This is a genomic window from Hymenobacter convexus, from assembly GCF_030580955.1.
Taxonomy (GTDB): domain Bacteria; phylum Bacteroidota; class Bacteroidia; order Cytophagales; family Hymenobacteraceae; genus Hymenobacter.
On the sequence record NZ_JAUQON010000004.1, the window covers coordinates 30,222 to 56,197 of the forward strand.

The 25,976-nt window shown below is 61.8% G+C and carries 24 protein-coding genes, 1 pseudogene and 1 riboswitch; of the genes and pseudogenes, 11 read left to right on the forward strand and 14 right to left on the reverse strand.

Going from position 1 to position 25,976, the window contains the following annotated elements; translation table 11 throughout:
* Positions 1 to 19 precede the first annotated feature (19 nt).
* From Q4S41_RS09355 to Q4S41_RS09375, 5 genes are all read right to left on the reverse strand, one after another.
* Positions 20 to 1,189 (reverse strand): outer membrane beta-barrel protein, encoded by a 1,170-nt coding sequence (locus Q4S41_RS09355; protein WP_305030855.1) that lies wholly within the window; start codon positions 1,187 to 1,189, stop codon positions 20 to 22.
* Positions 1,190 to 1,213: 24 nt separating this feature from the next.
* Positions 1,214 to 2,287 (reverse strand): hypothetical protein, encoded by a 1,074-nt coding sequence (locus tag Q4S41_RS09360; RefSeq protein ID WP_305030856.1) that lies wholly within the window; start codon positions 2,285 to 2,287, stop codon positions 1,214 to 1,216.
* 51 nt (positions 2,288 to 2,338) lie between these two features.
* Positions 2,339 to 2,893: an RNA polymerase sigma factor gene (locus Q4S41_RS09365; protein WP_305030857.1), complete on the reverse strand. Its 555-nt coding sequence runs from the start codon at positions 2,891 to 2,893 to the stop codon at positions 2,339 to 2,341.
* Between the two features lie 129 nt (positions 2,894 to 3,022).
* Positions 3,023 to 4,318 carry a chloride channel protein gene (locus tag Q4S41_RS09370; protein ID WP_305030858.1) on the reverse strand — a complete coding sequence of 432 codons (1,296 nt, stop codon included), beginning with the start codon at positions 4,316 to 4,318 and terminating at the stop codon, positions 3,023 to 3,025.
* Positions 4,319 to 4,365: 47 nt separating this feature from the next.
* Positions 4,366 to 4,440, reverse strand: a riboswitch (Fluoride riboswitch).
* Positions 4,441 to 4,505: 65 nt separating this feature from the next.
* A complete protein-coding gene (locus Q4S41_RS09375) occupies positions 4,506 to 6,773 on the reverse strand; it encodes a heavy metal translocating P-type ATPase (RefSeq protein ID WP_305030859.1) in 2,268 nt (755 codons plus the stop codon).
* Between the two features lie 312 nt (positions 6,774 to 7,085).
* Here Q4S41_RS09375 and Q4S41_RS24635 point away from each other — a divergent pair.
* Positions 7,086 to 7,547 (forward strand): annotated as a pseudogene (locus Q4S41_RS24635) (ATP-binding cassette domain-containing protein); the annotation flags it as partial.
* A 306-nt stretch (positions 7,548 to 7,853) separates the two neighbouring features.
* Positions 7,854 to 8,063, forward strand: coding sequence for a TOBE domain-containing protein (locus tag Q4S41_RS24640; RefSeq protein ID WP_449271965.1), 210 nt, complete (start codon positions 7,854 to 7,856; stop codon positions 8,061 to 8,063).
* Positions 8,064 to 8,136: 73 nt separating this feature from the next.
* Here Q4S41_RS24640 and Q4S41_RS09385 read toward each other — a convergent pair whose 3' ends face one another.
* The gene (locus tag Q4S41_RS09385; RefSeq protein WP_305012162.1) at positions 8,137 to 8,496 is read right to left on the reverse strand and encodes a CoA-binding protein; all 360 of its coding nucleotides are present in this window, start codon (positions 8,494 to 8,496) and stop codon (positions 8,137 to 8,139) included.
* Positions 8,497 to 8,613: 117 nt separating this feature from the next.
* Positions 8,614 to 10,182, reverse strand: a complete 1,569-nt coding sequence (locus Q4S41_RS09390) for an NAD(P)/FAD-dependent oxidoreductase (protein ID WP_305030861.1) — start codon at positions 10,180 to 10,182, stop codon at positions 8,614 to 8,616.
* Positions 10,183 to 10,380: 198 nt separating this feature from the next.
* Between Q4S41_RS09390 and Q4S41_RS09395 the strand changes: the two genes are divergently transcribed.
* Entirely contained in the window at positions 10,381 to 11,703 is a 1,323-nt protein-coding gene (locus Q4S41_RS09395) for an MFS transporter (RefSeq protein ID WP_305030862.1), read from the forward strand.
* A 6-nt stretch (positions 11,704 to 11,709) separates the two neighbouring features.
* Here Q4S41_RS09395 and Q4S41_RS09400 read toward each other — a convergent pair whose 3' ends face one another.
* The 3 genes from Q4S41_RS09400 to Q4S41_RS09410 are packed head-to-tail and all read right to left on the reverse strand — an operon-like array spanning position 11,710 to position 13,845.
* Positions 11,710 to 11,997: a hypothetical protein gene (locus Q4S41_RS09400; RefSeq protein WP_305030863.1), complete on the reverse strand. Its 288-nt coding sequence runs from the start codon at positions 11,995 to 11,997 to the stop codon at positions 11,710 to 11,712.
* A gap of 44 nt (positions 11,998 to 12,041) precedes the next feature.
* Positions 12,042 to 12,815, reverse strand: a complete 774-nt coding sequence (locus Q4S41_RS09405) for a M23 family metallopeptidase (protein ID WP_305030864.1) — start codon at positions 12,813 to 12,815, stop codon at positions 12,042 to 12,044.
* 37 nt (positions 12,816 to 12,852) lie between these two features.
* Positions 12,853 to 13,845: a tryptophan 2,3-dioxygenase family protein gene (locus tag Q4S41_RS09410; protein ID WP_305030865.1), complete on the reverse strand. Its 993-nt coding sequence runs from the start codon at positions 13,843 to 13,845 to the stop codon at positions 12,853 to 12,855.
* Between the two features lie 268 nt (positions 13,846 to 14,113).
* On the opposite strand from Q4S41_RS09410, the gene sdaAB reads away from it, so the two are divergent.
* The 7 genes from sdaAB to Q4S41_RS09445 all read left to right on the forward strand — a co-directional run bounded on the left by sdaAB (position 14,114) and on the right by Q4S41_RS09445 (position 20,619).
* Complete coding sequence (sdaAB, locus tag Q4S41_RS09415) at positions 14,114 to 14,794, forward strand: L-serine ammonia-lyase, iron-sulfur-dependent subunit beta (protein WP_305030866.1); 681 nt, start codon at positions 14,114 to 14,116, stop codon at positions 14,792 to 14,794.
* 68 nt (positions 14,795 to 14,862) lie between these two features.
* Positions 14,863 to 16,389: a TolC family protein gene (locus Q4S41_RS09420; RefSeq protein ID WP_305030867.1), complete on the forward strand. Its 1,527-nt coding sequence runs from the start codon at positions 14,863 to 14,865 to the stop codon at positions 16,387 to 16,389.
* 101 nt (positions 16,390 to 16,490) lie between these two features.
* A complete protein-coding gene (locus Q4S41_RS09425; protein ID WP_305030868.1) occupies positions 16,491 to 17,882 on the forward strand; it encodes an efflux RND transporter periplasmic adaptor subunit in 1,392 nt (463 codons plus the stop codon).
* Between the two features lie 104 nt (positions 17,883 to 17,986).
* Complete coding sequence (locus Q4S41_RS09430) at positions 17,987 to 18,976, forward strand: NAD(P)H-dependent glycerol-3-phosphate dehydrogenase (RefSeq protein ID WP_305030869.1); 990 nt, start codon at positions 17,987 to 17,989, stop codon at positions 18,974 to 18,976.
* Positions 18,973 to 19,284 (forward strand): hypothetical protein, encoded by a 312-nt coding sequence (locus Q4S41_RS09435; protein WP_305030870.1) that lies wholly within the window; start codon positions 18,973 to 18,975, stop codon positions 19,282 to 19,284. The genes Q4S41_RS09430 and Q4S41_RS09435 overlap by 4 nt, the downstream gene beginning before the upstream one ends.
* 25 nt (positions 19,285 to 19,309) lie before the next feature.
* Positions 19,310 to 20,182, forward strand: a complete 873-nt coding sequence (locus Q4S41_RS09440; RefSeq protein WP_305030871.1) for a glycosyltransferase family 2 protein — start codon at positions 19,310 to 19,312, stop codon at positions 20,180 to 20,182.
* 11 nt (positions 20,183 to 20,193) lie between these two features.
* On the forward strand, positions 20,194 to 20,619 hold the full coding sequence (locus tag Q4S41_RS09445) for an EamA family transporter (protein WP_305030872.1): 426 nt from the start codon (positions 20,194 to 20,196) through the stop codon (positions 20,617 to 20,619).
* 3 nt (positions 20,620 to 20,622) lie between these two features.
* Here the strand turns inward: Q4S41_RS09445 and Q4S41_RS09450 are convergent, their stop codons facing one another.
* The 4 genes from Q4S41_RS09450 to pdxH all read right to left on the reverse strand — a co-directional run bounded on the left by Q4S41_RS09450 (position 20,623) and on the right by pdxH (position 25,107).
* Positions 20,623 to 22,353 carry a hypothetical protein gene (locus Q4S41_RS09450; protein ID WP_305030873.1) on the reverse strand — a complete coding sequence of 577 codons (1,731 nt, stop codon included), beginning with the start codon at positions 22,351 to 22,353 and terminating at the stop codon, positions 20,623 to 20,625.
* 56 nt (positions 22,354 to 22,409) lie between these two features.
* The gene (locus Q4S41_RS09455; protein ID WP_305030874.1) at positions 22,410 to 23,024 is read right to left on the reverse strand and encodes a Maf family protein; all 615 of its coding nucleotides are present in this window, start codon (positions 23,022 to 23,024) and stop codon (positions 22,410 to 22,412) included.
* A complete protein-coding gene (locus tag Q4S41_RS09460; protein ID WP_305030875.1) occupies positions 23,021 to 24,355 on the reverse strand; it encodes a DUF1015 domain-containing protein in 1,335 nt (444 codons plus the stop codon). The genes Q4S41_RS09455 and Q4S41_RS09460 overlap by 4 nt, the downstream gene beginning before the upstream one ends.
* Positions 24,356 to 24,456: 101 nt before the next feature.
* The gene (pdxH, locus tag Q4S41_RS09465) at positions 24,457 to 25,107 is read right to left on the reverse strand and encodes a pyridoxamine 5'-phosphate oxidase (protein WP_305030876.1); all 651 of its coding nucleotides are present in this window, start codon (positions 25,105 to 25,107) and stop codon (positions 24,457 to 24,459) included.
* A gap of 235 nt (positions 25,108 to 25,342) precedes the next feature.
* On the opposite strand from pdxH, the gene Q4S41_RS09470 reads away from it, so the two are divergent.
* Positions 25,343 to 25,900 (forward strand): YqgE/AlgH family protein, encoded by a 558-nt coding sequence (locus Q4S41_RS09470; protein ID WP_305030877.1) that lies wholly within the window; start codon positions 25,343 to 25,345, stop codon positions 25,898 to 25,900.
* Positions 25,901 to 25,976: the final 76 nt, after the last annotated feature.

The following is a 25,976-nucleotide window of genomic DNA, read 5'->3' on the forward strand; positions in this document are numbered from 1 at the left end:
TTATTCAGCAAGTCAACTTCTAGAAACCAATCACGCGCAGGCCGAAGCTGAGGGCGTGGGTTTGAGGGCCTTTGTTGTCCTGAAACACCTCGTTGAGGTTGTATTTGGCGAAGAAGCGGAGGGCGTGGAAGCCTAGCTCGCCCTGCAGGCCGTACTGCCAGTCATTGACGTTGAGGTCGCCGCGGAGCTTGTCCTCGTGCTTGTTGTCGTTGCCCGCAATTTTGTATTCGGTGGTAATGTTGCCGCCCACGCGGTAGCCGCCAAAGCCGCCGATGCCGGCCGAAAGCGTGCGCCGGTCGTCCTTGTTGCGCAGCTTCAGCCGCAACATCACGGGCAGGTTGATGGAGTTGATGGTGAGCTTGGACTTATCAATCTGCTTGGCGTCCGGGGCACGGTCGACCAAAGTCGCGCTTCCGGTCTGCAGCCATTGGTCGTTGCCGCGCAGCTCAAACCGGTTGGTCGCAAACTCGGGGCCGAAGGTGAGGGCCAGCTTGGCGCGCTTGCTGTAAGCCAAAGGCTGCACAAAATCGAGGCCGAAGGTGGTGTAGCCCGCGCCCCCCCAGAAGTCCCAAAGGGTGAGCGCAGGGGCGCCGGAGCTGACGCTATTAGCCTTTGAATTGGCAAAGGCGTTGAGCCCGGTAGCGAAGTTGAAATACACCGTACCCCGGTCTTTACGGCTAGTGCGTTTCGTGGAATCGCCCTTGGCCTTGGCGCTCACGTTGCCGTCGGTGCCGATGCTGAAGGAGTTTTGGCCGTCGGCGTCCTTGGTGGTGGTGATGCCGAACTTCTTGTTCAGAAAGACCTGGGTTTTGGTGGGGCCGTGTTGGCCATCGGTGCCGGGCTTGTGGGCCGTGATGCGGATTTCCTCGGGCAGGTTCTGGCCGGGCTGGTCCTTGTCGGGGTAGAAGCGCATGGTCACTTGGTTGGTGGTGCCCACCTTGGCGGCGGCTTCGGCTTGCGTGATGTAGGTGGCCAGGCGGGTGGTGAGCGAGTCGAGGTGGTAGTTTTTAAGCTGGCGCAACTGGGCCGCGTCGCGCACCGTCAGGGTGAGGGTGGCCCGGTTGGGCAGGCGCATCACAATGGTGTCCTGCACCGTGGCGGGCAGCGTCAGGCGGGCGGCGCGGGCCTCGTTCAGGCCGGCCGTGAGGGCAGTGAGCAGCAGAAAAGAGGGGAGAAAAGCGCGTTGCATGATTTCTGAGAAAGAAAAAGTGAATTACAATTGAATGGATTTCGAAACCGTGTGGCCGCCCACGTTGGCCCGCAGTGTCAGGTTTTCGGGCAGGCCCACGGCTTCGGCCAGGTTGACTTGCTCGCCCCGCACCAGGTGGCCGGCCTGTTGGAGCAGGCGCCCGCCCAGCCGTTTGCGCTCAACCGGTGCTTCGGCCGACGCCAGGGCCGACGTCGTGGCTTTGGCAGCCCGCGCCGCCGCGTCGCCGGAGCGCACATCGACGGTGATGAGCTCGTTGGTAGCGGCCGGGACGATAGTTGCCGCCGGAGAGGGTTTCGTGGTTTGGGCAATTACCGGGGCATCTTCCAAGGCTTTCCGGGGCTCGTCAGCGGCGGAAGTGGGGGCCGGGCGGGTAGCGGGCGGGGTTGTCGTGCGGGCCAATGATTGGGCTTGGTCGGTCGTTGCGTCCAGCGGCCGGGTAGTTCCGTTCAAATGGCGGGAAGACTGCTCGCGGGCTGCCTTGCTGGCCTTTGATGCGGTAGATGCAACCACGTCGGAGCGGGTTGCCTGGCGGGTTGCCTTTTTCTGCAGCGGCACCGAAATAGTATTCTCAAGCGCTGCCTCGGGAGTCACAACTGCTACCCCAGGCTGCTCAGGCTCGGCGCCCCGGCCCGTGTTATCAATCGCATCGGAGCCACTAGCACCGGCAGCTGCCGGTACGGTGGTGCTGGATTTTCTGGATTGCGGCGACTGCGAAGCCACACTGCCCGCCGACATATTGCCGGTGGGCAAGCCCAGCCACAGCCCGGCGCCACCCACCAGCAGCAACAGCGCCACGGCCGCTGCCAGCGCCATAGGCCACCACGCGGCGGCGCGGCGCTTGCGCGGCCGCAGGTGCTCGTCTTCGAGGCGTTCCCACAGCTCGCGGCGGGGCGGGGTAGCATGTTGGTGCAGGCCGTTTTGGAAAAGCTGGTCCAGGCGCTCGGGGGCTGACTCGGCGGCCGGCGCTGCGTCGGCGGGCACGTGGGCTTGCAGGCGGGCCCACAGGTCGTCGCCGGGCGGCGAGGCGTGGCCGTCGAGCTTTTCGCGGAATAAATCGTCAATATTTTCGGGAGGCATATCTATCGGTAGTCAAGTAGTCGTGGTTGAAAAAAGCCGGGCCTTGGGCACTCAGGTAGTGACGGCGGCAAAGCTGACGCGGCGCTGGAGCATGGCGCGGGCCTTGCTGAGTTGCGATTTGCTGGTGCCTTCGCTGATGCCCAGCAACTCGGCAATTTCCTGGTGGCCGTAGCCTTCCAGGGCATACAAGTTGAAGACGGTGCGGTAGCCGGCCGGCAGGGTAGCCAGCAGGTGCATCAGGTCTTCGGCCTGGAGCTGGGTATCGGCAGTGGCGGCGGTGGTGGCCAGGTTTTCGGGCTGGGCAAAGTCCTCGAACGAAACCGTCATCATCTCGCGCTGGCGCAGCTGCATCAGCGCCTCGTTCACCATGATGCGCCGCACCCAACCCTCAAAACTGCCTTCAAACCGGTAGTTGGGCAGGGCCCGAAACATCTTGGCAAAACCTAAAATCAGGGCTTCCTCGGCGTCTTCGCGGCGCTTGAGGTAGCGGCGGCAAACGGTGAGCATGAGTCCGGCCAGCTGGTCGTAGAGCTGGCGTTGGGCCCGGTGCTCGCCGCGCACGCAAGCGGCTATAAGGTCAACTTCGGTCACGGTAGGAGTGGGCAAAACGCAGAAAAGGTGGTGAGTTAGCGCGTCAGATGCAAAAGGTGGGGAAAGGGTTGCCTGCTGAAAGCAAATAGTTAATCAAGGAATAAAAGAAACATCATGCTCACCTGGCGTTCCTTTTGCGTTTTTTCACAAATCCCCCAGCCGCTTGCCCTGCTCACGGCCCAGGCGCAGGTGCTTGGCCTGGCCAACTACCTGCGAGCTGTAAATGCCTCGATGCTCGGAAAACAGATAGGCCACTACACAGGTCAGGGCCAGGTAGATTCCGGCTTGGCCGCCGAATAATTCCAGGCCCATCAGGGTGCAGGCCAGTGGGGTGTTGGCCGCGCCGGCAAAGACGCCCACAAAACCCATCGCCGCCAGCAATGCCACCGGCAGGGGCAACACCAGCGCCAGCGCGCTGCCCAGCGCCGCCCCAATGAAAAACAACGGCGTCACTTCGCCGCCTTTGAAGCCGCAGCCCAGCGTGAGTGCCGTGAGCGCCAGCTTCAACGCCCAATCGGTGGGCGGCAGCGGGTGCTGAAATGCTTCCACAATCACGGGAATGCCCAGACCGCCAAACCGGTTTGCTCCAAACATCCATAATAGCCCAGCCACTACTATGCCGCCCGCCACCGGCCGCAAAGGCGTGTAAGCTAGCCGGCCAAAAAAGCGCGCAATACCATGCGTGAGCCCGGCAAAACCGCGCGCCACCAGCCCGCACAGCACGCCCACCAGCAGCGTACAGCCCAAAGACGTCGCAGTGAGCGGCAGCGCCGCCAGCACGGGGTAGGGCGTGTGGCCCACGCTCCAGGCGCGCGTTACGGCATCGGCCAGCACGGCGGCCAGAAAGCTGGGCAGCACCGCCTCGTAGCGAATAGAGCCCAGCAGAAATACTTCCAGCCCGAAAACCGCCCCCGCCAGCGGTGTGCCAAACACCGAGGCAAAGCCCGCGCTCATGCCCGCGATGAGCAACAGGCGCCGGTCACGGGGACGCAGGCCGAGCCACCGAGTGAGCTGGTCGGCCAGGGCCCCGCCCATCTGCACGGCCGTGCCCTCGCGGCCCGCCGAGCCGCCGGCCAGGTGCGTGGCCAGCGTGCCACCCAGCACCAATGGCAGCATTCGCAACGGAATGCGCTGGCTGGGCCGGTGGATTTCATCCAGAATGAGGTTGTTGCCTCGCACCGCCTGCTCGCCAAAATAGTGGTAGGCCAGGCCGATGAGCAAGCCTGCTCCGGGCAGCAGCGCCAGCGCCCACGGGTGGCCTTCGCGCCATTGCGTAACCCAGTCCAGCGCCAATAAAAAGCCGGCGGAGGCGGTGCCCGCCAGCGCCCCAATCAGCCCGCTGATGAGGAGCCAGCGCAGCAGAAAAAGCAGGGCCGCACTCGTGCCAGCCGCCCGGAGGCGGGCGGGAAGGAAGTGGACAAAATCGGAGCGAGCAGGCATGGGCGGCGAACAAGATGAGCTAGGCGGCGTGGCCAAAAGCGGCCGGCCGGGCGGTAGGAATCATCAGCGCGGAGCGGGCGGGCTCCGGCGGTTCGCGGTGGAAATCCATCACCGTAGTGCGGCAAATATAGACGCAGCCACGGCTTATGTAAACAAATAGCGCGGCACCGCTCCTTTTTTACAATGATTACAGCGGCTTGAAACGGCGCAAGCGCAGGGAATTGGTAAGAACCGAAACCGAGCTTAGGGCCATGGCGCCGGCCGCCAGCATGGGCGACAGCAGCACCCCAAACACCGGGTACAATACCCCGGCCGCGATGGGAATGCCCAGGGAATTATAGATAAAGGCAAAAAACAGGTTTTGCCGGATTATGCGGATGGTTTGGCGCGACAGCTCAATGGCCGTGACCACGCTCTGCAAATCGGAGCGCATGAGGGTGATGCCGGCGGCTTCCATGGCCACGTCGGTGCCGGCGCCCATGGCCAAGCCAATGTCGGCTTGCGCGAGAGCGGGGGCGTCGTTGATGCCGTCGCCCACCATGGCCACCACACGGCCTTCGGCTTGCAAGGCCTTCACCTGGGCGGCTTTGTCGGCCGGCAATACTTCGGCGAGGTAGCGGCTGATGCCGACTTCGGCCGCTACCTGGGCGGCGGTGGCGGGGTTGTCGCCGGTCATCATTACAACGTCCAGCCCGAGCGCCTGTATCCGCTTAATGGCCGCCGCCGAGCTGGCCCGCACCACATCAGCCACCCCAACGACGGCCACCGCCTGGCCCGCCACGGCCACGTAAAGCACCGTTTTGGCCTGCTGCTGAAGAATATCGGCCTGGTCCGTAATTGCCGAAGGAAGGCTGATTCCTGCTTCGGTCAGCAAGCGCGCGTTGCCGATGTGCACGGCCGCTCCGGCAACGCTAGCCGCCGCGCCGCGCCCGGCAATGGCCTGGAAATCAGTTGCCGCTAATGGCGAAGCGCCTTCCGCTTCGACATAGCGCACCACGGCCGCCGCCAGCGGGTGCTCCGACTGGCGCTCCACGGCCGCCACCTGTGCCAGCAAGGCGGGCACCGACTGGCCAGGCGCGGCCCAGAAATCCGTCACCGCCGGCTCGCCGCGGGTGATGGTGCCGGTTTTGTCGAGCAGCACGGTCGTTACCTGGTAGGCCTTTTCCAGCGCCTCGGCGTTGCGGATGAGCACGCCGTACTCGGCCCCCTTGCCCGTGCCTACCATGATGGCGGTGGGCGTGGCCAGCCCCAGCGCACAGGGGCAGGCAATAATAAGTACGGCCACAAAATTGACCAGCGCCAGCGGTAGCCGGGTTTCGGCCGGCGCCAAGGTAAACCACATGGCGAACGTGAGCAGGGCAATAACCACTACTGTGGGCACAAACACGGCACTCACCCGGTCGGCCAGCCGCTGAATGGGCGCGCGGCTGCCTTGCGCGTCCTCCACCAGCTGCACAATCTGGGCCAGCAGGGTGTCGGCCCCGATTTTGGTGACGCGAAAGCGGAAGGCGCCGGTTTTGTTGAGCGTAGCGCCGAACACGGCATCGCCGGTTTTTTTGGCGACGGGCAGGCTTTCGCCGGTGAGCATGGCCTCGTCCACGGCCGACTGGCCTTCGGTGATGAGGCCGTCGGTGGCCACTTTTTCGCCGGGCCGCACCAGGACGATGTCGCCCAGCTGCACTTCTTCGATGGGCACGTCTACCTCCTCGCCGTTGGGGCGCACGAGGCGGGCCGTTTTGGCTTGCAGGTTCATCAGCGCGCGAATGGCGGCCGACGTCCGGGTTTTGGCCCGCATTTCCAACACCTTGCCCAGCAGAATGAGGGCAATGATGGTGGCCGTAGTGTCATAATATACCTCGGGCGCCAGCCCGCGCTGCCTGAAAAAGCCCGGCGCCAGCGTGGCCGCCACGCTATATATAAAGGCCGCGCCCGTGCCAATGGCAATGAGCGTGTCCATGTTGGCGGTGCGGTGGCGGAAGCTTTTCCAGGCCGAGCTATAGAACTCGCGGCCGCTGTAAAGCAGCACCGGCAGCGTGAGCAGGAGCAGGGCTGCGTTCAGCCACTGCATGTTCAGGCGCATCATGGCGGCGGGCCATAGCATCAGCATGCTCAGCAGCATAATCACCGCCGCCAGGCCCGCCGCCACCCAAAAGCGCCGCTTGAGATGGGTGTAGGCCGCGGCCTTCTGCTGGTCGGTTTCGGCATTGCGCTCGGCCACGCCAACGCTGGGCGCGCGCTCTACCACGCCATAGCCCGCGTTTTCGACGGCGGCTTTGAGCGCGGCGGGGGTGGCCAGCTCGGGCAGGTAATGCACGGTGGCTTTTTCGGTGGCATAGTTTACCACGGCGCTCTGCACACCGGGCGTGCGGGCCAACGATTTCTCGACGGCCGAGGCGCAGGCAGCGCAGCTCATGCCTTCAATGTCGAGGGTGGTATTTGCGGATGAGGGTGACATAAGGATAGACGTAATGCTCAACCAGACAAACCCAAAATTTGAATTAGAGCAAAGGGTATGTAGCCGGTTGTTTAACGTAACAAAGCAACTGCCCAACCTGGCGGTGACAGGTACGGAATCAGGCTAAAAACTTGCGAAATTTCACTTTTGTGCCTCCTCACTTAATCGTTTGGGCGAAACGTGGAGCCTGGATTTAATGCCTGGAAACAGGGCTTGCGGGCTATCTGCGTAGCTTGCAGCGGCATTGAGCGGCCCGGTTTCCTGGCAGCGCTGCCGTTGGTTTTCATTTGCACCCCGATTTAGTTGATTTGCATGGAGTTGCTCACGGTTTCGGCCATCAGCCTGGAAGAACACGGCAATTCAGTGCTACACAACATCAGCTTTCGCCAGCCTGCTCACCGCAAGCTGGCCCTTGCCGGCGAGTCGGGCACCGGCAAAAGCACCCTGCTCCAAATCATTGCTGGCCTCATTCAGCCCACGGCCGGCGAAATCCGCATCAGCGGCGACCGGGTGCGTGGACCTCAGGAAACCCTCGTGCCCGGCCACCCGGGCGTGGCCTACCTCTCCCAAAAATCCGACCTGCCGCACTCCCTGCGCGTCGAGCAGGTGCTGCGCTACGCCAACCAGCGCCCCGAAGCCGAAGCCCAGGCCCTTTACGCCCTCTGCCGCATCGACCACCTAGCCCAGCGCCGCACCGACCAGCTTTCCGGCGGCGAGCAGCAGCGCGTGGCCCTGGCCCGGCTGCTGCTCAGTGCCCCGCGCCTGTTGCTCCTCGACGAGCCCTTCTCCAACCTCGACCGCGTGCACAAGCGGACCCTGCAAACCATCATCGAGGAGTTGGGCACCCGCCTGGGCATCACCTGCCTGCTGGTGTCGCACGATGCCGCCGACACCCTGCCCTGGGCCGATGAAATCCTGGTGCTGCACCAGGGCCGCATTGTGCAGCAAGGCCCGCCTGCCCAGATTTATCACCAGCCCACCTCCGAGTACACCGCCGCCTTGTTCGGCGACTACAACCTAGTGCGCGGCGCCGACCGCCGCAAGCTCGTGCCCCGCCTCCCAGCTGGTGCCGCGCTGCTGGTGCGCCCCGAAGAGTTCATTATATCGGCGGCCAAACCAGGCTTGAAAGGCGTGGTGCGAGCGGTTCGTTATTTCGGCAATCATTTCGAGGTCGAAGTGGCCGTGCCCGAAAGCACCGTGCGGGTGCGCCAGCCCGCCGACTCATGGGCCGTGGGCCAAACCGTTTATTTGTCGCTGGCGGCCGGTGCGGGCTGGGCACTACAAGCTTAACTCCCTAAAAATGAACAGCAAAAAAGCGCTGCCAATTCTAATTGGCAGCGCTTTCAAAAGTTGGTTTCAGCATTTAATACTGGCCAATCGAGAGCAGGACCAGCGTGCAGGCTTCTTCGGTCTGAATGCCGCGCTGCTGGGCTAGGCGCTCCAGCTCGGGGTTTTCGGTGCCGGGGTTGAACAGAATGCGCTTGGGCTGCAGGTCGAGGATGTAGTCGTACCAGGCGGGCTGGTTTTGCGGGCCTACATAAAGGGTCACAGTATCGATGTCTTTTTCCTGCGGGCGGTCGGTGTGAATGGCCATTCCGGCTACTTCGCCCTTGCGAATGCCCACGGGAACTACTTCGTGGCCGTGGTTTTTGAGCATGTGGGCCGCGCGAAACGAGTAGCGGGCCGGGTTATCGGAAGCGCCAAGAACAAGGGTCTTTTTCATGGGAAAAGGATTGCAGTGAACGGACGCACGTAGCGCCCCGGAAACGTCATATATAATAAGGACAACAAAGCCGGTTGACGATGCGTGCAGCGCCCGGCGCAGCGGCCATCTGGACTTCTACGACAAAACGGCCAAAACCGCTTCGGCGCACCGCTCGCCGTCCATCGCCGCCGACACAATGCCGCCGGCGTAGCCCGCGCCTTCGCCGCACGGAAACAGGCCCCGCACCACCGGGTGCTGCAACGTATCCTTGTCGCGCGGAATGCGCACCGGCGCCGAAGTCCGGCTTTCCACACCCACAATCTGGGCCGCGTTGGTGGCATAACCCGGAATTTTGCGGCCAAAATCCTGAAAGCCCCGGCGTAGCCGCTCGGCCAGCACGGGGCCCAGCACGTCGTCCATGCGTACCGACACCAGCCCCGGCTGGTAGGAGGTATCGAGTAGTTGGCCCGATGTTTTTTTCTTTAGAAAGTCGCCGAGTAGCTGAGCCGGGGCCTGCTGCGTGCCACCTGCGGCCTGGCACGCCCGCTGCTCCAGCGCCTGCTGGAAGCGCAGGCCAGCCAGGGCACCATACTGCCGCACATCCAAATCTTCCAGCTCCACAGCGGCCACAATACCGGAGTTGGCAAAGCGCGAGTCGCGCCGGCTCGGCGACATGCCGTTCACCACCACCTCGCCGGGCGCCGTGGCCGCCGGCACGATGAACCCGCCGGGGCACATGCAAAACGAAAACACCCCGCGCTGCCGGCCCTGCACTTCGGTTTGGTGCACCAGCGAATACGACGCGGCGGGCAGCAAGCCACGGTCGGCCTGCCGGTATTGGGCCCGGTCAATCAGCTCCTGCGGATGCTCGACCCGCACGCCCATAGCAAACGGCTTGGCCTCGATGAGTACCCCGCGCCGGTCAAGCAACTCATAAATATCACGGGCCGAGTGGCCGGTGGCTAGAATGGTGGCCTCGGCCTCCAGCATTTCCCCCGCCACCGTGACAACGCCCCGCAGCCGGTTCTGGTCCAGCACCAAGTCCATCACGCGCGTCCCAAATCGCACCTCGCCGCCGGCGTCGATGATGGCCTCGCGCAAAGCCTGCACCACGGCCGGCAGTTTGTTGGTGCCGATGTGGGGGTGGGCATCCACCAGGATGTCGGGCGTGGCGCCGTGCTGCACTAGCCGCCGAAGCACGCGGCCCACGTCGCCGCGCTTGGTGGCCCGGGTATAAAGCTTGCCATCGGAGTACGTGCCTGCCCCACCTTCGCCAAAACAATAGTTGGAATCCGTATTCACCAAATGGTCCTTGTTGATGGCCGCGAGGTCGCGCCGGCGGGCGCGCACGTCCAATCCACGTTCCAAAACGATGGGTTTCAGGCCCAGTTCCAAGCAGCGTAAGGCAGCGAAAAGGCCTGCCGGACCGGCGCCAACAATCAAAACCCGACGTGCATCTTGTTTAACATTTGGATAAACAAACCAGGGTCCAAATAAGTCGGCGGGTGTGCCATTTCGGTAAATGTCCGCGCGGAGCCGTACCAGTGGCTGGCGGCCACGGGCATCAATAGACCGCCTGCGTAAATGTACATAATCGGCTTCCCCGGGGCGCAGGCCCGCTTGGTTTAGAAGGGCTTCGTATCGCGCAAATTCGTCAAATGCCAGCGCTGGGGAAAGGAGAATCTCTAATTCTTGTTTTAACATTTGTGTAATTTGAAAGGTGGCTATCCTTCAGTGTCAATGGCAAGACCCTTGCTTCCTGCAAAGTTAAGATTCAAGCAGTAGTGGTAATAAAGGGGGACAATATGCCGCGAAATGCGAGTAAGATTTTTCTCGTATAAACTCAACCGTCCTGGAAAGTGGAACAGCGAAATACTGAATCGATATCGCCTTCTTTGCTGCATGACTCCAACTGAAGCGCCCATCTCCCGGCTCCGTTCCATTATAAGTGGCTCCATCGGCAACTTGGTCGAATGGTACGACTGGTATGCTTACTCGGGCTTCGCGCTCTACTTCGCGCCGGTTTTCTTCCCCAACGGCAACGACACAGCCAAGCTGCTGAATACCGCCGCCATCTTCGCCGTGGGCTTTCTGATGCGTCCTTTGGGTGCCTGGCTGCTGGGCGCGTATGCCGACCGGCACGGCCGCCGGGCGGCGCTGCTGCTTTCGGTGCGGCTCATGGCTGGCGGCTCGCTGCTGATAGCCGCGGCCCCCGGCTATGCCCGCATTGGCGTGCTGGCGCCTGCACTGCTGCTGCTGGCCCGGCTGGTGCAGGGCCTGAGCGTGGGCGGCGAATATGGCACTTCGGCCACTTACCTGAGCGAAATGGCCGGGGCGCAGCACCGCGGTTTCTGGTCCAGCTTTCAGTACCTGACTTTGATGGGTGGGCAGCTACTGGCTTTGGTGGTGCTATTGGGCTTGCAGCAGGTGCTGTCGCCGGCGCAGTTGGGCGAATGGGGCTGGCGTATTCCGTTTGTGATTGGGGCCGTAGCCGCCCTGGGTGCCCTGTACCTGCGCACGCACATGGGCGAGACGGCGGCCTTTGCCGAGCAGCAACAGCACGGCCGGCCCGAAGCAGATGACGAAACCTTGCCCGCGCGTACCCGGCCCAGCCAGCTAAAAGTGTTATTGCAATACCCCAAAGCCGTACTCACGGTGGTTGGCCTTACGCTGGGTGGCACCCTGGCTTTTTATACATACACCACCTATGCGCAGAAATTCCTGGTCAACACCTCGGGTTTTTCCAAGGAGTCGGCCACACTGATTTCGTTTGGGGTGATGACAGTTGCTTTGTTGTTCCAGCCGCTGCTGGGGGCCATATCCGATAGGGTGGGGCGGCGTCCGGTGCTGCTCATGTTTGGCATTGGTGCCACGTTGGGCACGGTGCCGCTGCTGCGTACCCTGGCCCAAACGCACAATGCCTGGGTGGCGGCGGGCTTGTTGGTAGCTGCGCTGTTTGTAGTCAGCGGCTACACGTCCATCAGTGCCGTGGTGAAAGCGGAGCTTTTTCCCACCGAAATCCGTGCGCTGGGCGTGGGCTTGCCTTTCGCGCTCACGGTGGCCATTTTCGGCGGCACGGCCGAATACGTAGCCCTATTTGCCAAAGACCAGGGCGTGGAAGAATGGTTCTATTGGTACGTCACCACCTGCGCCCTGATTTCCCTGCTTGTGTACTGGCGCATGGGCGAAACCCGGGCCGAAAAAGGCCGGATGAACCACGATTAAACCAACTCAGGTAGTTTCAACCGTGGCGGACGAGCCATCCGTTTGGCCATTGGCGAAGCCGTTGGCCAGCTTACCCAAGTCAACGTGGGACTTGGTGGTATTGGCATACACCTCGGCGAGCATGGCCGAAAGGGCCTTGGCTACCTCGGGCCCGTTGCGGGCAATGGTGCCGGAAATCACGCCGTAATAAAATGTAGCCAGCGTATCGCCATCCCACATTTGCCGGATGTTTTCGTGCAGGGTACGGGCTTGGTCGAGGGAGGTGTCGATGATTTTCTGTTCAGATTCGTTCATGGCGGCGGCTCACCCAGGTAAGACCGGGCACGTGGCGCTGGGGTTTACGGCCGGGCCGGCTCCTGGTTTTGGCGGCCGAAGCGAACCGGCAGTTCCAATGGCGCGGTTTCGCCCGGGTAGCCCACCACAAATAGCAAGGGTGTGGGCTTGTGGCCTGCGTCCGAGGTGGCCAGGCGCTGGCCCTTTGTCACGTACTGGCCAATGGACAGGCCCACGCTGCTCGGGGCAATATTGAGGTAATTGGCATAGCTGCCGTCCTCATGAAACACCGTGATAAAATTGGTTTTGGACCGGGTATTCCTAGCGCAATCTTCCCGGTAGTTGACCACAATGCCGCTGCGGGCCGCAAGCACGGGCTGGCCCGCTGGTAAATCGAACCGGTAATCGTGGTGCGTGCTGCCCGGGCTCTTGCCCTTAGCCGCTGTTGCGCCAGTCCGAAGGGTTTTCACCGAATCGCACGGAAAGCCGTACACGTAGGTCGTGTCGGCGGGGCGCGAAGAATAAATGCCTAGCTGGGCCGGGTAATCGTAGTGGTAGGAATACACCTGGCCCGGCGTGTAGGTAAACGTCGTCAGGAGCTGGGGCTGCTTGGCCGGAAATACTACCAAGCGCAGGGGCAGTGGGTCGGTGCTCCGCATATTCACCAGTTGCGCCTTGAGGAATATCGTGTAAGGCACAAAGGCGTGGTTTTCCGCGTATAGGAAAACCACGCCTTGTTGGTTATCTACATGATACACATTGGCCAGTTGGGCTTGGCCGTGTGCGGGCCAAGAGCTGCTCAAGGCTAACGCTACCGCTATCCAGCGTTTATCCAGCATAAGGCACCGCCTGAATATCGGAGAATAGAACGGGCAACTACACGCCTACGCCTTCTTCCAGTACGCTTTCCACCCAGCCCTTGCCCCAGTCGTCGAGTTCCTGTTGGCTCCAGAGTTGCGGGTAGAAAATGCGGCGCTGGAACTTGGGAGGCAGGTAGTTGCGCCAGTTGGTGCCGCCGGTGGCGGCCACGTCGGTCGGGTTGCGGTGCAGGTAGCGCACCGCCGATTTGAAGTGCATCAGGGGCCAGTTCACGTTCACGCTCACGTCGAGTTGGCGCATGGCGCGCACCAGGCGGGGGTGGTGCTGGTCCTCGGCGGGCAGGCGCTGCACCACGGCCCACACGTTGCGGTCGTGGAAAGCTGCGGCGTGGCGCACGAGGTCGTCCGTGTACTTGCGCTCGAACTCAATGAGGGTGAGGGCTTTGGCACCGCTGGATTCGATGGTGGCACCCGCTTTCCAATAGATACAGCCCAGGAGCTGGTCAAAATCATGGGCCGAGGCCTCGCCCAGGGTTTGGCGCTTCACCTGGTCGGTGAGGTTTTCGAGGGCGGTGCTGGCAATCTCAATCATACGGTATTGCACACTCTGAAAGCCCGACGCCGGCATGAGTGCCATGCGGAAATCGAGAAATTGCTGCTTGTCCATCCCGTCCACCATCACATCGAAGGAATCGATGAGGTTATCGAAATAGCGGTTGATGCGGCCCAGGCGGAGCACCACTTCGCCCAGCGTGGGCTTTTGGAGGTTACCAATTTGCTCGTACTCGCAGAGACAGAGCTTGAAATATAGCTCCGAAATCTGGTGGTACATGATGAAAATCCGCTCATCGGGCAGGTTGGTGAGCGGGCGCTGCAGGGAGAGTAACGTGTCTAACTCAATATAATCCCAGTAGTTGATGTACTTGGCGTGGTAGAGGCCTTCAAGGTAAGCGGCCAGGTCTTGGCCGTCGGGGACGTATTTTTCCTGAAGCCGGCGCAACTGCGCCAGCACGGCCGGAGAAAATTCGTCCGGGGCGGGAGGGGCGGACATGTTGGGGGAGGGTGGGGTGAGGTGGGGAAATGCCTTGGGTGGAGGCGCGACAAATATCGTCAAAATACTGTGGTTACAATGACCAATAGTAAGCGGCGTGCCGAACAATTTGCAACGGTTCTGCTTTCCCGCCGTCTTTGCCCCTCAGATACCGGGCCAATTATGGCCCGGCCGCACGCGCCGGCCTGTCCGGCGCCGGGGCGGTTGGCCCGGATTCAGGCGCCATCCGCTACTTTTAGCCCCGCAATCCTCCAGCAGAGCCCCGCGCATGGCCGAAAAATCCAGTATTTTTGATATGATTGGTCCGGTGATGATTGGGCCGAGCTCGTCGCACACGGCGGGGGTGGTGCGCATTGCCCGCGCGGCCATCCGCATTCTGGGCGCGCTGCCCACCGAGGCGGTCATCACGTTCTACAACTCGTTTGCGCGCACCTACGAAGGCCACGGCTCCGACCGCGCCATTGTAGCCGGCCTGCTGGGCTACGCGCCCGACGACACCCGCATCCGCACGGCCTTCGACCACGCGGCCGAAGCGGGCTTGCAGTTTACGTTCCAAAGCGTGGGCAATGCCTCCACCATGCACCCCAACACCATCAAGCTGAATCTGCTGGACGGCGCCACCGGGCACCGCGTGGAAGTGGTGGGCCAGAGCCGCGGCGGCGGCGTGATTCGCATCGTGGAGGTGGACGGTTTTCCGGCCGATTTTTCGGGCTCGCTGCACACGCTCATCATCGATGCCAACGACGTGCCCGGCTCCATTGCTTTTATTGCGTCCGTCATTGCCCACGACCAGTGCAACATTGCCACCATGTTTGTGAGCCGCAAGGGCCGCAACGACGCCGCCCGGCAGTTTATCGAGATGGATAGCCCCATCAAGGAAATAACGCTGGCTTACCTGCAGCAGCTGAGCTGGGTGCAGCGCATTACTTACATTCCGACGCTGGACTAGCGCGGCCGGTGTAATAAAAACCGAAATTTGCCGATTACTCTTTCTCCGACACCCCACTTTTCTGCAAGATGAAACGACGGACTACTTCTTCGGCGCTCCGGCGCCGGGCGCTGGCTGGGCTGGCGGCCACCGTGCTGCTGGCCCCTGCCGCGAGGGCCCAAACAACGGCCGCCCCGCCGGCCAGCGCCCTCAGCAACGCGGCCCAGGTGCCCACCGGCCCCTGGTCGCTCCAACGGGCCGTGGACTACGCCCTGGCCCACAACCTCAACGTGCGCCTGAGTGAGCTGCAGGCGCAAAACAACGCGCAGGTGCTGCGCCAGAGCCGGGCCGCGCTTCTGCCCTCGGCCAACCTGAGCGCCTCGCAGAGCTGGCAGTATGGCACGAGCGTGAACCCGCTCACCTTCGAGTTTCAGAGCAACACGGTGCGGGCCAATAACCTGGCGGGCGTGGCGCAGGTCACGCTATTTCAGGGTTTTCAGCTGCGCAATACCATCAAGCGCAATGACTTGGACTACAAGGCCAGCCTGGCCGACATCGAAAAGGCACGTAACGACCTGAGTTTGAACGTAGCCTCAGCTTTCCTGCAGCTGGTGCTGGCTCAGGAGCTGGTGCGGGCGAACCAGACGCGAGTGGAAAGCGACAACGCCCAGATTACGCGCACCAAAATTCTGCTCAAAGCCGGCAGCATACCGGAGAGCACGCTGCTCGACAGCCAGTCGCAGCTGGCCACCGATGAGTTGAATGTGGTGACGGCCCAAAACCAGGCCACCCTGGCCCGGCTCTCGCTGATGCAGTTGCTTAACCTCGACGCCTCAACGGCCAAAAACTTCGAGATTGAGGTGCCGCAGTTTCCCGACCCCGACGAGGAGTCGCCGTTGGCGCTCGACCTGGACCAAACCTACCAAAGCGCCGCAGGCCGGCTGCCCGAAATCAAGGCGGCCGAGCTGCGGGTGGAGAGCGCACGGCGCGGCACCGACCTGGCCCGCGGCGGCTACTACCCGCGCCTGGCCCTGACGGGGCAGGTGTTTTCGGGCTATTCGTCGGTGCGCACGGTTACGTCAATTGGCAACGACTCGACGGCCCGGCGCTCCACGTTTTTTGTGAACAACGGCGGGGTGCAGACCCCGCTCACCGTGACAACTTACCAGCGAAACATCATTAGCCTGCCGCAAGGCTTCTGGGACCAGCTAAACAAGAACCTGGGCCAGCAGATTCAGTTCTCGCTCAACATTCCGGTATTCAACGGCCTGCAGGTGCGCACAGGCGTGCAGCGGTCCATCATCAACGAGCAGGCCCAGAGCGTGCGCGCCGAGCAGGCCCGCCTCACGCTGCGCCAAAGCATCGAGCAGGCCTACGCCGATGCCCGCGCCGCCCAGCTGCAGTACGCCGCCGCCAAACGTCAGGTAATGGCCCTCACGCTCACGCAGCGCAACTCGGAAATCCGCTTCAACAACGGCCTGCTCAACGGCACCGAGTTCAACATCACCAAAAACAACCTGACTTTCGCCGAATCGAACCGCATTCAGGCCAAGTACAGCTACATTTTCCGGCGCAAGGTGCTCGATTTTTATCAGGGCAAGCCTCTTTCTCTTTAATCATTTAACAAGTAGCATTTATCATTTAACAGACCGTTGTTTTCTGGCTGATAAGCAGATAGGCTGTTGAATGTTAACTGATAAATGTTGAATGAAACCTTATGAAAAACAACCGTTTACTCTACATTCTCCTGGGACTGGTGCTCGTGCTGATGGTGGGCTACTCCGTCGCCAAGAAAAAAGGCTGGGTGGGCAAAGCCGCCGGCGTGGAAGTGCTGGTATCGAAAGCCGGACCCGCCAACATCGTAGAAAAAGTAAGCGCCTCGGGCAAGGTGCAGCCCGAGACCGAGGTGAAAATTTCGCCTGACGTATCGGGCGAAATCACCGAGCTATATGTGCAGGAAGGCGACTCGGTGCGGAAAGGCCAGCTGCTGCTGCGCATTCGGCCCGACAACTACCAGGCCCAGGTGAACATGCAAAGCGCCCAGGTGGGCACCCAGCGCGCCAACGTAGGCCAGGCCCAGGCCCGCCTGCAGCAACTGATGGCTTCGGCCAAACAGACGGAGCTCACCTACCGCCGCAACGCTTCGCTGTATAAGCAGAAAGTGATTTCGCAGGCCGACTACGAGGCCAGCCAGGCGGCCTACAATGCCTCGCAGGAAGAAATCAACAGTGCCCGCCAGCAAATCCGGGCCTCGCAAAGCACCGTGAACGCCGCCTCGGCCTCGCTGGAAGAAGCTCGCAAAAACCTCAACAAAACCACCATCTACGCCCCGGTGAGCGGCACGGTGAGCAAGCTTAACGTGAAAAAAGGTGAGCGGGTGGTGGGCACCACCCAAATGGCCGGCACCGAAATCATGCGCATCGCCAACCTCAACAACATGGAGGTGCGCGTGAACGTGAACGAAAACGACGTGAACAACGTGAACCTTGGCGACTCGGTGGAAGTGGAAGTAGACGCTTACAGCAGCACGGACGAGAAGTTCCGCGGCCTCGTCACCAACATTGCCAACACGGCCAAAGACGCCCTCACCACCGAAGCGGTGACCGAGTTCGAGGTGCGCATCCGGCTGCTGCCGGAGAGCTACAAGCACTTGGTGCGCACCGTGCGCGGCCAAACCATCGTGCCGTTCCGCCCGGGCATGACGGCTTCGGTCGACATCATTACCGACCGCAAAAACGGTGTGTTGAGTGTGCCGCTGGCCGCTGTGACGACGCGCTCCGATTCGGCGGCCCTAAAGGCGGAAAAGAAGGCTGATGAGGCCGGCCCCACCAAGGGCCGGGTGGTGGAAAAGCCGACGGCCAAAGCCGAAATTCAGGAAGTGGTGTTTCTCGTGAAAGACGGCAAGGCGGTGATGACGCCCGTGAAAACCGGCATCAGCGACTTCCAGAGCATTGAAATCCTGAGCGGCGTGCAGGCCGGCGACCAGGTGGTGAGCGGGCCGTTTCGGGCCGTGTCCAAGACGCTTAAGGACAAAGCAGTGGTCGACATTAAGGATGAAAAGACGCTGAACAAAGAGGCCTTGAAAGATAGCCCCGACGCCGACAAATAAGGCCCAACCGGCCTGCTGCCTGCCCCGAACGTCATGCTGTGCGCCGCGCGGCATGACGTTCGTGCTTTCTTTGCGTCCGACTTCCCACCCCAATTGCTCTTCTCTTGGAAAAAATTGCCATGCTCGGCGGCGGCTCCTGGGCCACTGCGCTTACGAAGATTCTCAGCGAAAACGGCGCGCGCGTCGACTGGTGGCTGCGCTCGAAGGACGACGTGCAGCACCTGCTGCGCACCCGCCACAACCCGCGCTACCTCTCGGCGGTGCAGTTCGATTTGAACCGCGTGTACCCCACCACCGACCTGGAGGATGCCATTGAGGAGGCCGACTGGCTGGTGCTGGCCGTGCCCGCCGCCTTCGTGCAGCCGGTGCTCGATAAGCTCGACCGCGACGCGCTGAAGCACAAGCGCGTGGTGTCGGCCATCAAGGGCATGATTCCGGGTAAAAACCAGCTCGTGACCGACTACGTGGCCGAGCGGTTCCGGCTGGGGCGGCACCAGCTGGGCGTCATCGCCGGGCCGTGCCACGCCGAAGAAGTGGCGCTGGAAAAGCAGAGCTACCTCACCATCGGCTCGCCCGACGCGGGGCTGGCCTTGGAGTTTTGCGAGCTGCTGCGTAACCGTTTCGTGAGCGCCCACCCGGCCGCCGACCTCGACGGCATCGAGTATTGCGCGGTGATGAAAAACATCATTGCCCTCACCGGCGGCATCGCCCACGGCCTGGGCTACGGCGACAACTTCCTGGCCGTGCTGGTGAGCAACGCGGTGCAGGAAATCCGCCGTTTCCTGCAGGCCATGAACCCGCAGCCGCGCGACTTGTCGGCCTCGGCCTACCTCGGCGATTTGCTGGTGACGGCCTACTCGCAGTTTTCGCGCAACCGCACTTTCGGGAGCATGGTGGGCCGGGGCTATTCCGTAAAATCGGCGCAGTTGGAAATGAACATGGTGGCCGAGGGCTACTACGCCGTAAAGTCCATCCACGAGCTAAACAAAAAGCTCAAGGTGACCATGCCGATTACGGAAGCGGCTTATAACATTCTGTATGAGCGGATTTCGCCGGCCGTGGAGCTCGAGATTTTGAAAGAGAAGCTGCGGTGAGAAAGTTACTCGCCGGAGCGGCAATAGCGCTTGCTTTGGCCATGGCGCTACTTGGAACTCATGTCAGTTTAATCACTGGGATGGCTCCGGTTATGGCGTTTGCTGCGTTGGCGGTTTGGCTTGTGCTGGCAATTGTTTGCCTTCGCGCCTCGCTTGTTGGAAACACAGTATTGCGCATGTTGCTGCCCGTGTTTTTTCTGATACTCACGTTTCTTGTTTATGGCTCTGGCTTACAGCACCTGATGCAAAAACGTTATGAGAAAGAGGGATTTCCTCGCCGATATTACCAGTGGGATACCACTAAATGATGACATACAGTTAGAAGAAGTGCTTATGAGAGTCGTCGGCTTCACCTTCATCCGCAACGCCGTTAAATTCGATTATCCAGCCGTCGAAAGCATCAATTCGTTGCTGCCGCTGTGCGATGAAGTAGTCGTAGCCGTCGGCAATTCTGAAGACGAAACCCTAGCCCTGGTCAGAGGCCTCAATTCTCCTAAAATCCGCATCATCGAAACCACCTGGGATGACTCCCTGCGCGAGGGCGGCCGGGTGCTGGCCGTGGAAACCGACAAGGCCCTGGCCGCCGTTCCCGCCGATGCCGACTGGGCCATTTACCTGCAGGCCGATGAGGTGCTGCACGAGGCCGATTACCCGGCCATCCGGGCCGGCATGGAGCGGTGGAAGAACGATAAAACCGTGGATGGCCTGCTGCTGAACTACCGCCACTTTTATGGCTCCTACGACTACGTGGGCGACTCCTACCGTTGGTACCGCCGCGAAATTCGCATCGTGCGGCCCGGCATCGGCGTGTATTCGTACCGCGACGCGCAGGGCTTCCGCAAGGCCGATAACCAAAAGCTGTGCGTGAAACTCCTCGACGCCACCGTACACCATTACGGCTGGGTGAAGGCGCCCGCCGCCATGCAGCGCAAGCAGGAAACCTTCAATAAACTGTGGCATTCCGACGACTGGGTGGCCCAGAACGTGGCGCCCGCCGCCGAGTTCGACTACAGCCAGGTTGATTCGCTGCAGCGCTTCACCGGCACCCATCCGGCCGTGATGGCGGGCCGCATTCGGGAGCAAAACTGGCAGTATGACCACGACATGTCCCGCAACCGCTACCGCCTCAAAGACCGGCTGAAGCACTGGTTGGAGCAAGCCACCGGCTACCGCCTGGGCGAATACCGCAATTACCAACTGGTTTAATTCCGTCGCGTATGAACTGGCTGCCGCTTGCCCTGCTCACTGCTTTTTGCCTAGCGCTCTACAACCTGTTCATTAAGCTGGCTTCTAATCATCTGCCGCCGGCCGTGGGCGCGGTGGTATTGCAGCTGGTGGCCGCCGCATTGGGAGCCGGGTGGCTGCTGCACCTCAAGCTGCAAGGCGCGCCGCTGCCGCTGAGCCCGCGCGGGCTGGGGCTGGCGGCTTTGGCCGGGCTGGGGGTGGGGCTGGCCGAAATCCTGACCTTCGCGGTGTTTCAGCGCGGCGTAAACGCGTCGGTGGGCACGCCCATTATTGTGGGGGGCTCGGTGCTGCTCACGGCGCTGATGGGCCTGGCCTTTCTGCGCGAAACCCTTTCATTGGCCCAGTTGGGTGGGCTGGTGCTGATTGTGGCCGGTATTGCTTTGGTTGCGCGGGGTTAGGTGCTAGTCGTGCCGCCAGGCGTTGGCTTGAAGGGGATAATTCGGCGGAACCACGTAAATGTCGACTTCGGAGTTGTGGTAGGCCGGCGCAAACGGAAACCGGGGCTTAAAGAATCCCCGGTCGTTAGGGAATGCCACCACGTAGCGGTAGCGCGCGTGGGGCTGCTGGAGGTTGTCGAAGTGCCAGGGGCGCTGGCGCTCCCGGGAGTGGGCGTAAAACCGGAAGAACAGATTGTGGGTGGGCTCGGGTACCAGCACCGTGCTGGCAGGCTGGGTGCTCAGCCAGTGCAGGGCGGCGTAGTAGGCGCCATTGGTGCTGCGGGCGGCAGGGTTCACCCGGATAACCGAGTAGGATTCGTAAGCCGCAAAGCCGATGGCAAGCATTACCAGTGCCCGGCGCAACGGCTGGGAAGCAGGCCAGCGTAGCAGCAACCAATCCACGACCAGGCCGAGCAGAATAAAGAAAAAGCAGGCCTTATAGAGCATTACCCGCTCGGGCGGGAAAACGTGTTGAAAAAGGATTACCCCGTAGGGCAGGGCCACAAACCACAAAGCCGGCCGGCCCACCCGCCGCAGCCGTTGGGCGTGCTCCGCTGGCAACTGGCCAGTATGAGCCAGGTAAAACAGCAACCCAGTCAGTGCCAGAATGGGCAAGGTTATCAGCGCCCCCAGCGTGCGCTGCCCGGCCAGAAAACCTTCATTGTGCCAGATGTAAGCCGGCAGGCCCGCCCAGAAAACCGACGGTTCCAAAGCGGCCACGTAGCCGTTGCCCACAAACTTGTCGAAGCCCGAAACGAGCAGCAGCGGCGCGTAAAGCAGTGCAGTGCCGAGGCCAATCAGCCCGCCAATCAAGCCCGCAAAGAACAGCTGACGCCAACGTCCCTTGCGGATGAAACAAAGCCCCAGCCATGAAAATGCCGAGGCCAGCACGTAAGCAAATGTGGGCACGGTGTAGCAACCCAAAATGCCCGCCGCTGCCAGCGCCACCCAAGCCGCGCGGGGCCGGGGTGTGGCCTCCGTTAGCCGCAGGGTGCAAAAAAAGACGATGCCTGCCAGTCCGATAACCAACCAATACCCGCGCCCGACTCCGGCATGGTACAGGCTGAGCTGCAGCCAGGCAAAGGCCGCGGTGGCAATAGTGGCAGCCCGAAACCCAATACGGGGCTTGAGGGCGGCAAACCACCCCAGCGTGGCCACGGTACTGATGAGTAAGACGGGCAGGCGCATGCACCACCAGAAATCAGCGCTGACCTGATAAAACACCCAACTGATGGTGTTGGAGAACACATGGTTGTTCGGAATGGGGTAGTAAGCGGTGGTCGCAAATAGTCCCTTATTGACGAAAACCTCGTAAGAAACGGCGTCATCGTATTCCGGATTGGTCAGGCTGAAATAAAGCCGCAACACGGTGAGCACGGCAAAAAGCACCATTGCCCAGCGTCGCTCCCGGCCAGTCATTTGCAAGCCCTGGCGTAGGTGGCACCAGCTTACAGCCGCTTCCCCACGCAGCTGCTGCAGCTCACGGCGGGCCGCAGCGTTGCTTACCAGTGCCGCTAACACAACGGCCCCTACGGTTGCCGTCAGGCCCAGGCTCTGGCGCAAGAGGTTAAAATCGGCAGCTGTGAATGGTCGGGTGCGCCACCCGTAAAATGGGAAAATGAAGTCCAGCGACCGGGCTTCACCCCAGTCGACGGTGCTCAGCACCAAGGCCGCGTAGCCGGCACAGCTGCCCAAGACCAACAATCCCAACAGTAGCCAAAATGGGAAACGAATAGGTAGCTGCTCGTCCATTAAAGCTGGCTGGTTTCGGGGCTGGCTGCACCCTGCAAGGCCGCGGGTGGGCCAATCAGTTTTTCCAGCTCCGTCCACACCCGGTGTACCGGCAGGCCCATCACGTTGAAGTAGGAACCCTCGAGCCGCGTCACGCCCACCATGCCAATCCAGTCCTGGGCGCCGTAAGCGCCGGCTTTGTCAAAGGGCTGGGCCGTGGCGATGTAATGGGCGATTTCGGCCGGGGAAAGGGGGCGGAAGTGGACCGTCGTCTGGTCGGAGAACACCACTTCGCGCCCGTCGCCGCAGCGCAGGCACACACCCGTGAACACCTCGTGTGCCCGTCCTTGCAGGCGCGTGAGCATGGCGGTGGCTTCGGCCGTGTCGGCGGGTTTGTTCAGCACGTCGTCGTCGAGGCACACAATGGTATCGGCGGTGAGCACAATTTCGTCCGCGGCGAGGGTTGCCACGTAGGCGGCCGCTTTGCGGGCGGCCAGGTACTCGGCCACTTCGGCCCGGCGCAGGTGGGCCGGGAAGTCCTCGTCCACGTCCACTAGGCGGGTTGCGTAGCGCAAGCCCAGGTCAGTCAGCAGCTGACGGCGGCGCGGGGAGTTGGAAGCTAAAATGAGTTTCACGCGGAGAGGGCAGGGGCTTGGAAAAATTCGACAAACGGATTGCCCGCTTCGTCGTCGGCAATGCTGGTGAAGAGAAAGCCGCCAATGGTTTTGGGATAAAAAAACGTCGACTTAGGGGGCATCACAGCGCCGGAATGGCACACGGCTTCCACCTCGGCCATGGTCACTTCATTCACAATAAAGGCGGCCACGGCCTCGCCGCGGTCCACGCGCTGCAGGCAGTCGAGTAGGCTGCGCACATAAGCCACGCCCGGCCAGGCCCGCTGGGCATCTAGGCCCATCACGCCCAGCACCTGCTGAAAAACGAAGAAATGAAGAACCGTCAGGTCCAGGTCTTTTACTTCCGCAGTGGTGGGCCAGTTCAACAGCGCGTGAACTTCGGGGCGCAGCCGCAGCTTGTAGGCCCGGCCCGCCGCGTACAGCCCGAAAGCCCATTGCTTGCCGGCAATGATGTCGGGCAAATCGTGGGCGTCTTCCTTGGGCTGCACCACAAAGTAGGGTTCCATTTCCCGAACCAAATCGGCCACGGTGCCTCCGTTGGGCATTTCGAGCAGTAGGCGGTGCGTGGGCAATATCCGCAGGTCGTCGGCCGCCGCGTTGGTGAGGTACATGAGGTGGTAGTTCCAGGGCTCGCGGCCGGTGGCCGTACCGTCGGCGGCCAGCTCGCGGGCCTGGCGGTAAGCCAGCGAGCCCTCGTAGCGGTGGTGGCCGTCAGCCAGAATCACCTCGCGCGTAGCCAGCACCTGCTGGAACCGCCGGATGATGGCGGCGTCCTGAATCACGGCCAGCACGTCGCGCGCGCCCTGGTAGTCCTCCACGGTTTCGTAGAGGGGCGAGCGCATGGCTTCATCCAGGTAAGCTTCCAATTCAAAATCGTCGTCGCGGTACAGGCCGTGGGTGGCGCTGGTCTGAAATTGGGTGCGGGCCAGCAGTTCGGCCCGGTCATTCACCGACGCCGGCAGGGTGTTTTCGTGGCGCAGCACCACGTTTTCATCCCAGCCATACGCCCGGATGTGGCACATGAAGCCCTTCCGGCAGTACTCCCACGTGCTGCCGGGCAGCCGGAAGTATTGGTAATAGGCATAAATGCCGGGCAATTCATCTTGCCGCAGCACGCCGCTGGCTTTCCATTCGGCCAGGCGCTCGGCAGCCGCTTCAGCCGGGTCATCGGCGCGCGGCACGGTGAGGTGAATCGAATTCAGCGGATTCTGGTACAGCACCTCCCGCTGTTTGTCCGAAACCACGTCGAACAGCGGCGATACGTACGCGTCAATGTCGGCGCTTAGCGTTGGGTTGTAGCGCCAGCCGCGCACGGGTTGAATTTCAGCCAATGGAAAAAAAGTATTGCGGGATGAATGGTAAGATTACCGGCCTGCGGAAAGGCAGTAAAATTGAGTGGCGTACTCAGTGAACACGCAAACTAACCTCTTTGTCAGGGTGCCAACCGGGCAAGCTTCCAAGCATTGCCCTCCAACTCATACACGATGCGGTCGTGCAGGCGGCTGGGGCGGCCCTGCCAGAACTCCACCCGGTGCGGCCGCAGGATGTAGCCGCCCCAGTTTTCGGGCCGGGGCAGCGGGTCTTGCGCCCCAAACTTTTCGGCAAACTCATGTTCACGCGCCTCCAGCTCTTCGCGGCTGCCAATTACCTGGCTTTGGGGCGAGGCCCAGGCGCCGAGCTGGCTGCTGCGCGGCCGGCTCTGGAAATATTCGGTCGACATCTCGGCCGGCGCTTTTTCCACCCGGCCTTCCACGCGCACCTGCCGTTCGAGCCCGGGCCAGAAAAAGTTGAGGGCCGCCAGCGGCTGCCGGGCCAGTTCCTGCCCCTTGCGCGACTCGTAATTGGTGTAAAACAGAAAGCCCGCATCCTCCGGCAAACCTTTCAGCAGCACCACCCGCGACGACGGTTGTCCGCCCGCATCCACCGTGCTCAGGGTCAGGGCCGTCGGCTCGTCGAGCTTGGCGGCCAGGGCCTCATCCAGCCACTGCCGAAACTGGCGGACTGCATCGGGCAGCACATCGGCCTCCGAGAGGGTGCGCTGCGAATAGGTTTTGCGTAAATCGGCGAGCTGCGAGTCGTTCATGAAGCAAGGAATCTTAAATGGGGAGTGGTGCGGCCAGCCGCGCAACCTTAAATGGGCCGCCTCAGCGGCTATGTTCAACGGAACAAATTTGCCCGGCCCACAGTCTAACTAAATCCCACTGGGCGCACGCCGCCCAGCAATGTCGCCGCAAGTTACGACCGGCTGCGAAGGCTTATCCTTGCTTGGCCCGGCGGTGCCCCCGGGCTGCGTTGCCTCACCTTTTTATCTTCATGCCATGCGTCCCGGAACCCTGCTTATCTCCCAGCCTTTCCTTGGCGACCCCAATTTTGAGCGGAGCGTGGTGCTGCTGTGCCGCGACGAACCCGAGGACGGTACTTTCGGCCTCGTCCTCAACCGCGTCACCAATCTCACCCTGGGCGATGTGCTCGACCTGCCGCCCGAGCTGTCGGCCGTGGCGGGTGAGCTGCCCATCTATCTGGGCGGCCCCGTCGAGCCCAACACCTTGCATTACCTGCACCGCCGCTCCGATTTGCCCGGCGCGCAGGATTTGGGTCAGGAAGTTTACTGGGGCGGCGACTTTGAGTTGCTGCTCGGCTTGATGAGTACCGGCGCGGTTGCGGGCGATGACGTGCGGCTGTTTGCCGGCTACTCCGGCTGGTCGGCGGGGCAGTTGGCCGGCGAAATGCAGGCCCAGAGTTGGATACGTCACCTTGCAAGCGCCGGGAAAGTGTTTACTTTGGCATCGGATGCCTTCTGGCGCGACATTCTGCGGGAGAAAGGCGGGCGGTTCAAGGTTTTGGCCAACTACCCCGTCGACCCTCGTTTGAATTGATGCCGCCCCGAGGCTTCTTTGTAGTTTCATTCCCACTTTTTTTTGCGCGCTCCTCTGGCCCGGTACCTGGGCTGGC

Coding starts and splice junctions, on each gene's coding strand:
- Q4S41_RS09355 (WP_305030855.1), bottom strand. CDS start 1,189: ATGCAACGCGCTTTTCTCCCCTCTTTTCTGCTGCTCACTGCCCTCACG.
- Q4S41_RS09360 (WP_305030856.1), bottom strand. CDS start 2,287: ATGCCTCCCGAAAATATTGACGATTTATTCCGCGAAAAGCTCGACGGC.
- Q4S41_RS09405 (WP_305030864.1), bottom strand. CDS start 12,815: ATGCTGGATAAACGCTGGATAGCGGTAGCGTTAGCCTTGAGCAGCTCT.
- Q4S41_RS09420 (WP_305030867.1), top strand. CDS start 14,863: ATGAAACGACGGACTACTTCTTCGGCGCTCCGGCGCCGGGCGCTGGCT.
- Q4S41_RS09395 (WP_305030862.1), top strand. CDS start 10,381: ATGACTCCAACTGAAGCGCCCATCTCCCGGCTCCGTTCCATTATAAGT.
- Q4S41_RS09370 (WP_305030858.1), bottom strand. CDS start 4,318: ATGCCTGCTCGCTCCGATTTTGTCCACTTCCTTCCCGCCCGCCTCCGG.
- Q4S41_RS09425 (WP_305030868.1), top strand. CDS start 16,491: ATGAAAAACAACCGTTTACTCTACATTCTCCTGGGACTGGTGCTCGTG.
- Q4S41_RS09400 (WP_305030863.1), bottom strand. CDS start 11,997: ATGAACGAATCTGAACAGAAAATCATCGACACCTCCCTCGACCAAGCC.
- Q4S41_RS09410 (WP_305030865.1), bottom strand. CDS start 13,845: ATGTCCGCCCCTCCCGCCCCGGACGAATTTTCTCCGGCCGTGCTGGCG.
- Q4S41_RS09440 (WP_305030871.1), top strand. CDS start 19,310: ATGAGAGTCGTCGGCTTCACCTTCATCCGCAACGCCGTTAAATTCGAT.
- pdxH (WP_305030876.1), bottom strand. CDS start 25,107: ATGAACGACTCGCAGCTCGCCGATTTACGCAAAACCTATTCGCAGCGC.
- Q4S41_RS09470 (WP_305030877.1), top strand. CDS start 25,343: ATGCGTCCCGGAACCCTGCTTATCTCCCAGCCTTTCCTTGGCGACCCC.
- Q4S41_RS09390 (WP_305030861.1), bottom strand. CDS start 10,182: ATGTTAAAACAAGAATTAGAGATTCTCCTTTCCCCAGCGCTGGCATTT.
- Q4S41_RS09385 (WP_305012162.1), bottom strand. CDS start 8,496: ATGAAAAAGACCCTTGTTCTTGGCGCTTCCGATAACCCGGCCCGCTAC.
- Q4S41_RS09375 (WP_305030859.1), bottom strand. CDS start 6,773: ATGTCACCCTCATCCGCAAATACCACCCTCGACATTGAAGGCATGAGC.
- Q4S41_RS09445 (WP_305030872.1), top strand. CDS start 20,194: ATGAACTGGCTGCCGCTTGCCCTGCTCACTGCTTTTTGCCTAGCGCTC.
- sdaAB (WP_305030866.1), top strand. CDS start 14,114: ATGGCCGAAAAATCCAGTATTTTTGATATGATTGGTCCGGTGATGATT.